General features: G+C 44.2%; 11 protein-coding genes and 1 pseudogene. 6 read left to right on the forward strand and 6 right to left on the reverse strand.

Annotation, left to right across the window (positions count from 1 at the left end; translation table 11 throughout):
• Nucleotides 1–222 precede the first annotated feature (222 nt).
• Nucleotides 223–462, forward strand: coding sequence for a hypothetical protein (locus LYNGBM3L_RS30845; RefSeq protein WP_008190671.1), 240 nt, complete (start codon nucleotides 223–225; stop codon nucleotides 460–462).
• A gap of 347 nt (nucleotides 463–809) precedes the next feature.
• Nucleotides 810–965 (forward strand): hypothetical protein, encoded by a 156-nt coding sequence (locus tag LYNGBM3L_RS44690; protein ID WP_008190673.1) that lies wholly within the window; start codon nucleotides 810–812, stop codon nucleotides 963–965.
• A 270-nt stretch (nucleotides 966–1,235) separates the two neighbouring features.
• Here the strand turns inward: LYNGBM3L_RS44690 and LYNGBM3L_RS49175 are convergent.
• Nucleotides 1,236–2,142: pseudogene (locus LYNGBM3L_RS49175) on the reverse strand (IS630 family transposase).
• A gap of 211 nt (nucleotides 2,143–2,353) precedes the next feature.
• Here LYNGBM3L_RS49175 and LYNGBM3L_RS30860 point away from each other — a divergent pair.
• Nucleotides 2,354–2,572, forward strand: a complete 219-nt coding sequence (locus LYNGBM3L_RS30860) for a hypothetical protein (protein ID WP_202799282.1) — start codon at nucleotides 2,354–2,356, stop codon at nucleotides 2,570–2,572.
• Nucleotides 2,573–2,755: 183 nt separating this feature from the next.
• On the opposite strand, the gene LYNGBM3L_RS42240 is transcribed toward LYNGBM3L_RS30860, so the two are convergent.
• On the reverse strand, nucleotides 2,756–3,115 hold the full coding sequence (locus LYNGBM3L_RS42240) for a hypothetical protein (RefSeq protein ID WP_131827102.1): 360 nt from the start codon (nucleotides 3,113–3,115) through the stop codon (nucleotides 2,756–2,758).
• 1,537 nt (nucleotides 3,116–4,652) lie between these two features.
• On the opposite strand from LYNGBM3L_RS42240, the gene LYNGBM3L_RS30875 reads away from it, so the two are divergent.
• Both LYNGBM3L_RS30875 and LYNGBM3L_RS30880 read left to right on the forward strand, forming a co-directional pair.
• Nucleotides 4,653–5,588 carry an iron-containing redox enzyme family protein gene (locus LYNGBM3L_RS30875; RefSeq protein ID WP_008190691.1) on the forward strand — a complete coding sequence of 312 codons (936 nt, stop codon included), beginning with the start codon at nucleotides 4,653–4,655 and terminating at the stop codon, nucleotides 5,586–5,588.
• Nucleotides 5,589–5,593: 5 nt separating this feature from the next.
• A complete protein-coding gene (locus LYNGBM3L_RS30880; protein WP_131827101.1) occupies nucleotides 5,594–6,721 on the forward strand; it encodes an AEC family transporter in 1,128 nt (375 codons plus the stop codon).
• Nucleotides 6,722–6,813: 92 nt separating this feature from the next.
• Here the strand turns inward: LYNGBM3L_RS30880 and LYNGBM3L_RS30885 are convergent, their stop codons facing one another.
• The 4 genes from LYNGBM3L_RS30885 to proX form a co-directional block, all read right to left on the reverse strand.
• Nucleotides 6,814–7,266 (reverse strand): helix-turn-helix domain-containing protein, encoded by a 453-nt coding sequence (locus tag LYNGBM3L_RS30885; protein WP_008190695.1) that lies wholly within the window; start codon nucleotides 7,264–7,266, stop codon nucleotides 6,814–6,816.
• A 147-nt stretch (nucleotides 7,267–7,413) separates the two neighbouring features.
• Nucleotides 7,414–7,926: an N-acyl amino acid synthase FeeM domain-containing protein gene (locus tag LYNGBM3L_RS30890; protein WP_008190697.1), complete on the reverse strand. Its 513-nt coding sequence runs from the start codon at nucleotides 7,924–7,926 to the stop codon at nucleotides 7,414–7,416.
• A 183-nt stretch (nucleotides 7,927–8,109) separates the two neighbouring features.
• Nucleotides 8,110–8,835 carry a class I SAM-dependent methyltransferase gene (locus LYNGBM3L_RS30895; RefSeq protein WP_008190699.1) on the reverse strand — a complete coding sequence of 242 codons (726 nt, stop codon included), beginning with the start codon at nucleotides 8,833–8,835 and terminating at the stop codon, nucleotides 8,110–8,112.
• Nucleotides 8,836–9,138: 303 nt separating this feature from the next.
• Nucleotides 9,139–11,121, reverse strand: coding sequence for a glycine betaine/L-proline ABC transporter substrate-binding protein ProX (proX, locus tag LYNGBM3L_RS30900; protein WP_229414765.1), 1,983 nt, complete (start codon nucleotides 11,119–11,121; stop codon nucleotides 9,139–9,141).
• A 709-nt stretch (nucleotides 11,122–11,830) separates the two neighbouring features.
• On the opposite strand from proX, the gene iscB reads away from it, so the two are divergent.
• Complete coding sequence (gene iscB, locus LYNGBM3L_RS30905; protein ID WP_008190703.1) at nucleotides 11,831–13,102, forward strand: RNA-guided endonuclease IscB; 1,272 nt, start codon at nucleotides 11,831–11,833, stop codon at nucleotides 13,100–13,102.
• Nucleotides 13,103–13,155: the final 53 nt, after the last annotated feature.

Raw genomic sequence — 13,155 nt, forward strand, 5'->3', positions numbered from 1 at the left:
AGGGGCTATTCACCTACACCAAGCCGATCATATAGGATGCATGAGAAACAAGCATGAGATTGATTCTTCATGCCCTTTGGAAAGCAAGTCAGGATGCAGGGGTTTGAGGGCATTAGAGACTGCTGAGATAACCTCACTATTATTCGACTTGGAAAGAAGGCAGTTGACCATGCTAAGGGGCTGTTAAAAAATGGGGTAATCACTGAGCCAGACTTCCAATGGTTGCATAATCAATATCGTCCCGTTACGGTAAATGATACCCTAGCTGAGTACCCGCGTCCTGAGAATTGGCAGCCTACAGGTAATTATATTTCTGTCAGCAACTCTGCAAAGAATGACAGCTTCAACGACATTTTTGGACAATTCAGCAACTCTTCCGGTGGTGGGGGTGCGGAAGACTCGGATGGCAATCCGGAAGACTCTGACCCGGAAGCGGAAGACAGCCGGAAGACCTATGGGTAGGGAGCGGAAGACGATTTCGCCCGGTTTGAGGCTTTGCTGGATAACCCCCCGGATGAGCCGCTATTTGATACCCTCGATCGCAACGGAAGACTCTTCCTGCTGAGGGTGATGTTATACCAAATCCTGTTCCCATACCCCCCTTATCTGCATAGACCTAGATTTCTGGCATAAACTGGCATAAAAAGATTTGGTCGATTTTTATCAAGGGGTTTTGACAACCGGATTTGGTATTATACCGAAATCTGGGCATCCAGGAAACTATTCGTGGGTGCATCTCAAAGTTGTAAATCTATCACTGAGGGAACTGTAGAAGTTTTTTAGCCTTCAATGGTCGTATTTTTGCAAAAGTGAGATGCACCCCTATTCGTTTAGCTTGGGGGCATAAAGCTGGTGGTAGGAATTATATCAAGTATAAAGCGGCGAGAGAAATGCTAGAGCGGATGATAGAAGAGTTAAATGAGCAGGGATTTAATGCTGAGAATAATTTGGGGTTTGATTCTTAATTTTACTTTAGACAAAATCAAGGAAACATTAACACCGAGCCAGAGAAAAGAAGTAGTCTAAGGTGTGATCAGACGATCGAACGGGAGTTACCCCGTGGGGGTAACTCCCGGTAGAAAAGAATAAGGGAATTTCCGCACTTTTGGAATTAATCGAAGATTTCCGCGACTAACCATCTCAATCTCCCGATTCATCTCCTTGATGGCAGCGGTGGCGAGACTTTGATAAGGAGTTAAAGGAAATAGGATTTTATATAGCAACAGCCAGGTTGGTTAGGACGCTAAAGTGAGGACGTGCTCCATAGCCTCTCGCAGTGTTTCAAAATGCTCTAGTTGCAAGCGAGGTGCGGCTTTTTAGCCATGACCAGCATTTTTCAATCCGGTTCAAGTCTGGTGAATAGGGTGGGTTTGTACCACACCTGACAACCTGCAGCCCGAACCAGTTGCTCAATACGTCCACCTTTATCAAAGGTGGCATTGTCAATCACCAGTTTCTGCCCTGGTCTCAAGGTGGGAATCAAGCACGTTTCGTTCCCAAGTTTCAAATACCTCTCGATTACAATAGCATTCAATAGTGAAAGGTGCTAACAACTGTTGGCCACAAAGTGCAGCAATCATGTTGACTCGACCTTTTCTGCGACCGGACTTCAGGTCATGAAAGCGCTCTCCTTTAGGACTGTAACCATAGCCATAATCGTCTCGATGATCCATACCTGACTCATCGGCATAAACAATCTGTTCATATCTTTTGGGTGGCTAGCTGTTCAACAAAGGCTTGGCGTAATTGTTCATCTCTTTCACGGTAGCCGTAAGTCTTTTTTTTCGCGTAAACCCAATTTTCTTCAAGGCACGTGATATTGTGCGTTCGCGAAGCGTCGGGCAAAGCCCGAATCGCTGATCTCTCCATCCCATAACTCAGCCATCTCCACCTGGGTTTTGTCACCATGGGTTTCGGCATTGGCTCGAAACTTCTCCGAGTCAGTGATCTTGTTATTCAAGCCTCGGTGCTCCCTGACTTTGGTTCGTTTGTCCCCCGTCTGTTGCTTTACGCCGTAACCACAAATTAATGGTGTTGCGGCTAATGTTAAAATACTCACTGGCTACGAGAGCGCTTCATGCCATTGAGTTCGATCGCCTGAATTACTTTTTGGCGCAGGTCGTAGCTGTAAGGTTTGGGCATGACAGAAATCGGACGATAAGTGGAAGGGCTTTTCTATTCTATGTCCTAACTATGATGGCGACTGCTATAATTTGTAGGCGTAGGTGTTTTTGGAGCCAAGTTCGGGAAACCCATCCTCACGAAGATGAAATTTAAATTTACAAAGATGAAAACAATCGATAAGATTTAAACATAAAGCGTTTTACTATTTGACCGCATGGCTAGCATATTTGTGGGAGCTAGAATCCCTCCATGCCTTCATGAAAAGTTTTCAGACTACATAACTAAAGTTGATGTTACTAAGTCTGAGGTGTTGACCGCTGCACTGGCGCAGTATTTAGGCGCAACAGCCGATGTGCCTTTGAGTCAAAGGGTGGCCGGGGTAGAGTTGAAGGTCGAGGAGCTTCAAAGGAAGTTTGCGGTATTTGAAGCAAGGGTGTGTGCCAAGTAAACATTACAATTTTTGAGTCTTATGCATTTTAGAGATACACTGGATATTCTGCTTGAGAGGAAGTGGTACGATGAAATGAGGGAATCTAAACCAGAACTAAGAACAAGGGAATCTAAACCAGAACTAAGAACAAAAGAAACTAAGTTTGGAATGAAGTTGGATTCAACTGAAATTTCTCTTAGTTTAGGTATCTTTGGTATTAAGTGGAAGTTCTCTCACAAGAAATGATAGGTAAAACACCTGGTTGACTGACAAAAGTTCTCCCCGGAAGTCTTCAAACCTAGATGGGGTAGCCGAAGGGGGGAATTGACAACAGGCAGAGGGAGCCAGCATTCTCAAGATAGATACCACTAATAGCTGGTGTTCTAAATCGCACTGGCCTTGAGTGAGGATGGAGGCGATAGTAATGAGCATCGAACGAACGTTGCCTTGAGAACTAGGACTCAGAGAGTTGAGGCAGCTCCAGACAGGATTATTCGCCATTGGAAGAGGCTGTTTGAGCCGGAGGTCGGAAGGTGTAAAGAGTTGATGTGAGGGAGTCATTTTTCTTTTGAGGATCGATTCAAGCTAGGGAAGGTCTCACTAATGTGATTAGGACGGGTTAGGGTAACTGCGTCGGCGATCGCAAGGGTCAGTTCCCCGGCGCACGGCTAGTACAAACATGAGCGATGCCGGGGTCTACTGCCAGGGATTCATAAAATTTTAGGTCATTTTCGATGGCAGTGCGCCCATCCATCTTGGGTTCGTGTCACCGGACGCCACCTCACCTTAAAACCCAAGCATGTCTTGACTTACAGCCAATTAATCCCCTCTTTAAGGCGTGCTTTCAAATATATGTTACGCTTACGTCCAAAGGTTTCAGGAATAACGCCCCAATTAGGGGACAAATAGGGCATCCTTTGGAGATGCCCTCAGTTAGATCTAGATAGTTACCCCCATCCGACACATAGCGACGCAAATAACCCCATAACAAACACAATACCGCATCATCACAGACATATTTCCCCACAATGTCCATCAAAAAAGAATGATTGATACTCGCGTAATAGCTCTCCGTTTTGCTGCGACACATCACTTACACAGTTAATCCACCTGTAGGGGCACATGACATGTGCCCCTACTATTTATAGCGTTTGCTAGGCTTTGGTAAGCAATTGTGCGTAAGTGCGTCAGAGAAATTGACTAGGTACGTAGCAAAAACGGGAACCAATAGAAGGACAAAGCAAACGGCGTTGCTGAATCAAGGAATGAATGCGCGGACATCTGGTTTTGGTCAAGCCTCCGTTGGTCCCCCAAGGGAGGGCGTGTTTACCAAAGGTTAGCGCCAGATGATGATCCCCCCCAGCCCCCCGCGCGGAAGGGGGGAGCCATTCTCACAGTCCCCCTTTTTTAAGGGGGATTTAGGGGGATCTCCCTTAATAAGGGGGGAGCCATTCTCACAGTCCCCCTTTTTTAAGGATTTAGGGGGTATCCCATGTTTTCCGCCAGATGATGATCCCCCCCAGCCCCCCGCGCGGAAGGGGGGAGCCATTCTCACAGTCCCCCTTTTTTAAGGATTTAGGGGGTATCCCATGTTTTCCGCCAGATGATGATCCCCCCCAGCCCCCCGCGCGGAAGGGGGGAGCCATTCTCACAGTCCCCCTTTTTTAAGGATTTAGGCGTGTTTACCAAAGGTTAGCGCCAGATGATGATCCCCCCCAGCCCCCCGCGCGGAAGGGGGGAGCCATTCTCACAGTCCTTAATCAGGTGGGAGGCTTCTCAAAGTCCCCCTTTTTTAAGGGGGATTTAGGGGGATCTCCAAGTTTGAAGACAGGCCGGGTGGGGGGCGAAACCATAGCCAGAATCACCAAGCCCTATTTATCAGTGCTTAATCGGTATAGTAAAACCGTTGATCTGACTTAACAGCCATGAAATCATAATTCGAGCTTGCTGTATAAGTGTGGAAGCCCAAAGTAAGCGCCAGAGTTTGACTTCAGACTTCTGACTTCAGACTTCTGACTTCTGTAACTTCTTCCTGTTGGGACTAAGCTTTCATTGTAGAAAACAGTAAAAACACTATTACTACTAGTGAAATTAGGTCATGCAAGACTTTCTAGAATATATGCGGACTCTACAGGTCTCGCAGGAGTTAGATAGACCCACCCAAGCCGAATCAGCCAACAGCTTTTCCATCGCTACCATCCAAAGTCTGGGTTCTCCCCAGCAAATTCCCCATTATGCCCGAAATCATGCTCTACTCCAGCATCCCTGGTTGCTGAGCTTCCAAAATCCACCGTTAAGGCACACTCACCTAGAGGATTTACCCACTACTGATCAAAAATTAGGAGTCTTAGTTGCTGATCATCCCCGATTATCCTGTTTAATCAGGGAAACTGGCGTAAGTCGTAACCTAGAAACTTGGCTCAAGCAGCGTTATCTGATTAGTTGGTGTTTTCCCAATTGGCTCACTGCTGTTGCTTCTAAGTTACCTACACCCCAAACCCGAATCCCTTTATTAAAGAATCTCTATGAAGAACACGGATTATCGGGGAAACCTGGCCATAGCAAACCCCATCCTCAAATGTGGCAGCAGTTATTTGAAGAATTATCAGCGATCGCACCAGGTCAGTCCATACCTCTACCAAAGTCATCACAAGAATTATTACCAGGAACCCAACGCTACCTGCAAATCTACACAACTGCTTGCTTCCAATACCCCGCTGCCTTTGGATTGGGGATACTGGCTTTCACGGAATCTATCCTACCCTATGAAAACCAACTGATTTTAGCAGGTCTGAAAAAACTGGGTATTTCCACAAAAGGACAAGAATTCTTTGCCGTTCACTGCGACTGTGATCAAGACCATGCTGAGGAAATCTTAGATGTGATTGAGCAGACCGCTAATTCTCCCCAAACCCTTTGGCAAGTATGGCAGGGCGTGGCCATGGCAGTAAGAGCTCGTCAGGGATTTTACGATGATTTGGATCGAGAATTGGTACTGCTGCGTCAAGACACTGTTAAATCCAGTAAAGGTTGAGGACTTTGGCTATTGATAAAGTCATCCCCCTGGTGCTTTTCATTGCTATTGGTTATGCGCTGAAAGGGAAATTTCAAAAACCTGTAGCAGTTGGTGCCATTAAAACCTTAATTATCAATGCCTTACTTCCTGCTGCTCTATTCCTATCCACGATCAAAATTGATATAAGTCAAGGTTTACTTTCTCTACCGGCTTTCGGACTTGCTATCAATATCTTCTTGTTAGGAATTGGATGGTTATTGACAGGTTTGGTAATTCCTAGCCAAGAAAAAGCCAAAGCCCGATCCTTGATATTGATGTTTGCGTCTTTGGCTCCTGGCTTAACAGTTTATCCGTTTACTCAAGAATTTTTAGGTGAGCAAGGACTAGCTCTAGCTGGGTTGATGGATGTAGGGAATAAATGTTTTGTGCTAATCGGTCTTTATGCTTTAGCTATCTATCTACACCAACGCAGTGTTGATAATTTCCACATCAATTTCAGCAAATTTAAAAGGATTGGATTGACACTGATCCAAGAACCAGCAAATTTAGCGTTGTTACTGGGTTTGTCCATAGGAGCATTAAATCTAGGTAAAACACTTATCCCAGAAATAGTGTTGCAGGCCCTGCAACGGTTAGCGGCTTGCACTACTCCCATGATTCTGTTTTTTGTAGGGATTTCTCTGAAGCCGAAAACCTTACAATTACGGAAAATTTTACTAATTTTACTCGTCCGCTCAGCAGTAGGCTTCTGGTTTAGTGCAGCAGTACTGATTTTGTTTAAACCAGATACATTAGCAGAAACTTTACTAGCTGTAGTTTTACCCCAAAGCGGATGCAGTTTGTGGCCGTTGTTGTATGCTTCCCAGATTAATATGCTCGACCAAGAGCAACATCGGCGTACTCACCCAACATTTGATACGGAATTTGCTCTAGGATTACTGACCACTTCTATTCCGATATCGATTGCTGTGAATTTAATTATTTTTTCTAATAGCGAGTTTTTTATCTCTCCATCCCATCTCGGATTAGTCGGAACTATCCTTTTGCTCCTGTTCAGGATAGCAAAGGGAATCGGGAATCGGGAATCGGGAATCGGGAATCGGGAATCGGGAATCGGGAAGAGAGAATCGGGAAGAGAGAATCGGGAATAGCGATGGGTTGCATCAAGACACAGAATCAACGTCACAGAAGACTGTACCTCATAACTGCGAGAAACGCTATGATTTAATTTTGGTAGTGACCATTAGGCAGTAGCAGGAAAACTGCCACCAATGAAATGGATATCACTAAAGGTTTCGATCCACAGACGAGCGCCACAACCCAGTGGCTTATCGGGCTGATAGACAATCCGACAAGGACCGAGGATTTCGACTTGATTGCCGTAGAGATTGTTGCCGCTTCGTTTTACTGAAATGACTGGCTGACGCTCTTCGGGACTTTTGTGATTGTTGCTGCCAATCCGATTGCGGTTGACATTGATTTTGGCCAGAGCAGGAGGACGAGTGGTACGCCATTTGCCCTTTGGTCCACGCTTCTTCTCAATGATTTGAGGCAGATGGTTGAACAGGGGAATAATCCAGAATTTTCCGCTTTTATAAGCACCCCGGACGCGACCATCATTGAGGAGTTGACGCAAGCGTCGAGAAGAAATACCTAACAGAGAAGCGGCTTCAGTAGTACAAACGGACTTGTTCATGAGTGCTTTTCCTTTACTCTTCCGATATCACTATTATAAATCAAAAAGTTAGCTGAGGAGGTGTTTGTCAATTATTGTTAATATTTATTTACAAACACCTCCTCAGCTCAAGGGGAATCTAAATTGAAGTTTTCGACATCATTGTGATCAAATATGGATTTGCATGGGGATGATGCTCGGGTCTTTGGTGTAGGTAGACTTAACAGAGGGATCATATAGTGGTGGTCCCACCTGTGAGAAGCCATACCTTTTAAACAGGGGAAGATTATGAGGTAAAAGCGCAACCAGCATAATCGAGGCATTATGCTGGTTGGCTACCCTAACAGCTGAAGAAATAATCTGATTAAAGGGGATTTTTCCTCGCTTTTCTTTGAGGACGACCAGACGTGACATTTCACAGACTTTTTTTTGATCAAACTGCTTGAGGTCAAACCCACTTTCCTCTATCGGTAGTCCAAGAGAGTTGTTAGGGAAGACAATTCGGTAAGTTCCCACAACAGCGTTGGAATCAAGAATTTGTATATACACTGAGACAGGATCGTAGTCATCAGGTATCTGCATCCCGAACAACTCTAACTCCTGGTGAAAGATGGAGACCTGCATTTGATGGCACAAGTCTAATTCCTCAGAGATGCTAACCTGTCGAATCGAAATGGTCATGGATAGTCGTTTTGTTCTAGTCTGTTAAAACAGGGAATTTTTTAACCACTTCCCCTCGATAAAGCCATGGTAAATAGGACTGAATCACTGTTAACGTAATTCTGTCATCCTGATGAGTAATAGCCAAGAAAAACCCAGAGGGCTGAGATGCTTAATTTTAATTTTATAAACCGTCATTGAAGATTACCGCTTTTTGTAAATTGCAAAGCGATCGCCATTGTTCGTGCCTTGAAAATCAAATCCCGCTTCTGTTAAGAGTTGACGAGTAGTTTCCGGTTTAAAAACGGTAATTGTGATTTGTTCTTGAGCTACAATTTCTCCATCTTTTTTAAATAAATACCTTTTTTCAAAGGTATAATATTTTGGTGTATCTTCCCCTTCTGTAATACACTGGGAATAAACAATCCCTTCACCTAGGTATTTGTCAAAGTCATCATGGGGTTTTTGCAGGTGTAGCAATAATAATCCCCCTTCTTTTAAGTGGCGAGCTACATTTGCTAACCCTTGACGATTGGCTTCAAGACCGGGAACGTGACCCCCAAATTGCCATTGAGCTTGATCTCCCTGATCAAGAATTCCCCAAACTCCTCCATTGGAGATCCCTACATCGAATTTGGCGTTTAAGTCCATTGTTACGGCATCAGCTTCAATCAATTTAACCTGATTTCCCAAACGTTGTTTGGCAATTTCAAGCATGGATGCGGTAAAGTCAATTCCCGTAAACTCGCAGGTTGGATCGAGTTCGATGTACTTTTGAGCTAGTAGTCCTGTTCCTACACCCAACTCTAGAACTTGACGACCATCACCCACTATCGAGTGGGCTTCTTTAGCTAGGCTCTGAAAATCGTAGTAACCAGATGTCACCCACAAATCGTAATATTTGGTAATTTCTGTATATTGATTGACCATTTTTTTCTAGAAATGGAATGAATGAACAACCGAAAATTTTGTACGTTATCTCGTTGAGGGTTAGTCTCTACGGATAAGCATGGAAAAAAGTTCCGACTTCTATTTGGAGTCAGCACTTAGCCAAAATTACGGGTTTTATTTTACAGTAAAATGGTTATTGTCTCGCAATAATCTACAAAAAACCCGACACAACGGCTCATTGCTGTGCCAGGTCTTGCGGACTCGCCTTACTTTCTTGATAGTCCCGATGGCTAGTTCGAGCTTGCCACAAGACCGATCTTTACTAGATTGATATTAATCGCTCTAAGCATTTCTAGCGTCTTCGACCCAGCTATCAAACAGGTCTTGATGGTTGTTAATCCATTCTTCGGCATGGTGACGGATATCTTTTGAGCTATCTTCACCCTGGTTGAGTAATTCATTTTGGGTATTGATATCCTGAACGGGAATATGAATCAGTTCAAACAAGCGCTTGGCGGCTGGGTTAGCAGATACAAATTTCTTATTAGCTACGATTCGGATCCGATCGATGGCAAATCCCAGATTTTTACCATTTACTGAGGTATCTTTTGCGGTCAAGTCTTTTTGCGATTCTGGTAGATCAGTGAAGGGAACTTCTAGCCAAACTACATCTTGATCTGGTTTTAACACTGCTGCCATCCACATGGGAGTCCAGGTGTAGTATAGGATTGGTTGTCCTTGGTTGTAGCGAGTAATGGCATCTACAATTAAGGCTGAGTAGGTTCCTTGGTCTTGCTCAACCGTGTCTTCAAGTCCGTAAGCTTTAAGATGATGCTCAATCATAATTTCACAAAACCAACCGGAATTACAGCCAATCAAATTTGCTTTACCATCACCATCTGAGTCAAAGAGTTTAGCAATTTTTGGGTCTTTGAGTTGCTCTAGGTTAGTGATGTTGTATTTATCAGCAGTTTTTTTATCAATCTGATAACCTTGCCAGAGATCAGAGGTGATTACTCCGAGTCGTTCTAACTTCTGTTCACCACCACTTTTTTCAACAAAGGGTCTATGACCGATGTCCCAATTGACAGCAGTGTAATCTAGGTCGCCGTTGCCCAAAGCCAGGTAAGCGGTGACGTATTCAATTTGTTTTGGCTGTTTGATGGTGTAACCAAGTTTTTCCAGACCGATGTTGACAATTTCGGTTTGGAATTGTTCTTCTTGCAAGCTGCTATAGACCGATTGTACGCTGACGCCTTTACCAGGCATGGCTAAAGTAGAGTCTGTGCTTACTTGGGCTTGGGAGGGTTGTTGCCAAGTCATAAAACCCAGGAGTGCCAGTAAAATGGTTGCTCCAACAGTAGCCCAAGCCAGTTGTTGACCTGTGGAAGAGCGCACCAAACCAATTGGTCCTCGTTTCAACCAAGGGATTTGGTTGTTGCCTTGACTGACTATCTGAGTGATCCGATCCAGCATTACTGCGATTAGAACGATGCTTAATCCTCCGACAGCAGCTAGTCCCACATTCACCCGACCTAGTCCTTGCAATACCATCTGTCCAAGTCCTCCTACACCAATCATGGAGGTTACCACTGACATGGATAACGCTAAGAGGATGGCTTGGTTGACTCCAGCTAAAATAGTTGGCATGGCTAGGGGAATTTGGACTTCAAATAACATTTGTGTCGGGGTTGAGCCAAATGCGATCGCAGCTTCGACAACTTCTGTAGACACTTGCCGAATCCCTAGGTTAGTCAACCGAATCAGGGGGGGTATGGCAAAGACACAGGTTGCCATTACTCCAGGCACTGCACCAATCCCAAACAACATCACTACTGGGACAAGATAGACGAAGGACGGTAGGGTTTGCATGGCATCAAGCAGGGGTCGCAGCACTTTCTCAATGCGATCGCTACTGGCACAGGCAATACCGAAGGTGATGCCTATCACCATGCAAAACACTACAGCGGTCACCACTAGGGAAAGAGATACCATGGCTTGGGTCCAGGCTCCCAAAAAGCCAATCAAGCTCAAAGCAGCAACACTATAAATGGCAATTCTTCCACCAGCCAGTTGCCATGCTATCAAGGCAATCAGAATCAGTAAAATTAATGGAGGAATCGATAGCAACAGCCATTCTATACTCTCCAGGGTGATGCTAATGGGGAGACTAATCCCTTGAAAGAAAGGACGAAAATTGTCAACCAGGAAATTCACTGCAGCAGTAATCCACTGCTGGAGGGGTAAGGTATAAAGCTCAAAGGGGTTCAGTACAATATCTAGACCTCCTTGGCTCTTGGCGGTCAGGAAAACAGATAGAGTCAAGGATTTCAACACAACAATACCAGTATTTTTTTTAATATTATCATACCGGGGAGCATTTATTTTGTCAGGGGTTGGTAATGGGTAATATCAACTCCGCTGGCATCAGATTGATGAGCAAATTGATTGACTAGTCAGCGTTTTCTTTTCCTTTATTAGTTATCTTGTCAGCCGTCAGCTGTCAGCCGTCAGCTGTTCGCGTAGCGTGCGCGTAGCGCTTTAGCTGATAGCTCTATAGCACCCTAAAAAAAGTGATAAATGTTATAAATGTCATAATTTTCTACTGGTTTACGATCACTAATTCGGCTCAAATCTAGAAGTTATCCCCAAACTTTCCACACTCCCTACTCCCTGCTGCCTAGAAAATTTGTAACAAAAATTATAAAAATATGTTATAATATAAATTTATTTTTATGTTATAATAAAATCACGTCATCAAACACTAGCAATGTTCCGTCAATAACTCACCGCTAACTCACCCACGAGTATAGCGGGAGCTTGTGAAAGCTCTTAGTTGACCAGTCTGAGTTCTTAGAGAACTACGTTATTTTCAAGCGTTTAAATTCCTACCTGGGGATGCGTAGCTAGTCCCCAGCTCTAGAACCCAATTATTAAACAGGCGTAGTTGAGTTAGGCCAGTGTAATTGGGAAAGTACCGAGAAATAACATTGACGAAGCTAACCTTACCCTAGCAATAGGAGAATGCACAATTATGCGTGTATTTGTACTCAATAAGAACCTACAACCTTTAGACCCCTGTAAACCTGCAAGAGCAAGAATTTTGCTTTCAACGGGTAAAGCAAAGGTCTATCGTCGTTACCCATTCACCATAGTTTTGAGGGAGGAAATAAAGGAACCAATCACTCACGAGCATCAATTAAAAATAGACCCTGGCGCAAAAACAAGCGGTCTAGCTATTGTCCATGGGGAACGAGTAATCTGGGGAGCCGAACTTACCCATAGGGGCTTTCAAATACGAGATGCGTTGAACTTTCGTAGGCAATTAAGGAGCAGTAGACGGAATCGAAAAACTCGATACCGCAAGCCCAGATTTCTTAATAGAACCAGACCAGAAGGTTGGCTACCCCCTAGTCTGATGTCTAGAGTTCAAAATATTTTAACTTGGGTTAAAAAACTGACTCGACTATGTCCTGTTGCAGGCATATCTCAAGAGTTAGTCAGATTTGACACTCAAAAACTGCAAAATCCTGAAATCTCTGGGATTGAGTATCAGCAGGGTACACTTTACGGTTACGAACTTCGGGAATATTTACTTGAAAAATGGAATCGCAAATGTGCTTATTGTGGAGCAACAGGTATTCAGCTAGAAATTGAACACATTAAACCATTATCTAAAGGTGGTTCCGATCGGGCTTCTAATTTGACCATTGCGTGTCATCCATGTAACCAGGCTAAATCTAACCAAGACATTGAGCTTTTCTTGTCTTTGAAGCCTAGTATCTTGAAACGCATACTGAGTCAAGCTAAACGCCCCCTGGTTGATGCGGCTTCTGTCAATTCAACTCGCTGGAAGTTGTACCACGAATTGAAATCAATAGGATTGCCTGTTGAAGTGGGTAGCGGCGGATTAACAAAATTCAATAGGTGCCGCCAAAATCTTCCCAAAACTCATTGGTTGGATGCGGCCAATGTTGGAAAAGTTGAAACATTGATTGTTGAAGTAACCCATCCTTTGATAATAACTGCCAAGGGACACGGTACTCGTCAGCTCTGTAGAACCAACAAGTATGGCTTTCCTATTCGTCATTGCTCCAGAATCAAGTTTCACAAAGGTTTTCAGACAGGAGATATTGTCCGCGCCGTGGTAACTAAAGGAAAGAAGGTCGGTACTTACGTTGGGCGAGTAGCCACTCGAAAATCAGGATCTTTCAACATCTCAACTAAATTAGGGCTGGTACAAGGAATTAGTCACAAATATTGCCAATTTATTCACAGGAAGGATGGTTATGCTTATACAAACTAGACCCTGTCCTCCCTTTCCTCTCACCGCGTGGGTCAAAGATTATAGCGGGAGTC

Source organism: Moorena producens 3L, assembly GCF_000211815.1.
Classification (GTDB): domain Bacteria; phylum Cyanobacteriota; class Cyanobacteriia; order Cyanobacteriales; family Coleofasciculaceae; genus Moorena; species Moorena producens.

Bases quoted from the DNA above. Each gene is read 5' to 3' on its own strand.
- LYNGBM3L_RS42240 (WP_131827102.1), bottom strand. From the start codon at position 3,115: ATGACTCCCTCACATCAACTCTTTACACCTTCCGACCTCCGGCTCAAA.
- LYNGBM3L_RS30875 (WP_008190691.1), top strand. From the start codon at position 4,653: ATGCAAGACTTTCTAGAATATATGCGGACTCTACAGGTCTCGCAGGAG.
- LYNGBM3L_RS30885 (WP_008190695.1), bottom strand. From the start codon at position 7,266: ATGAACAAGTCCGTTTGTACTACTGAAGCCGCTTCTCTGTTAGGTATT.
- LYNGBM3L_RS30890 (WP_008190697.1), bottom strand. From the start codon at position 7,926: ATGACCATTTCGATTCGACAGGTTAGCATCTCTGAGGAATTAGACTTG.
- LYNGBM3L_RS30895 (WP_008190699.1), bottom strand. From the start codon at position 8,835: ATGGTCAATCAATATACAGAAATTACCAAATATTACGATTTGTGGGTG.
- iscB (WP_008190703.1), top strand. From the start codon at position 11,831: ATGCGTGTATTTGTACTCAATAAGAACCTACAACCTTTAGACCCCTGT.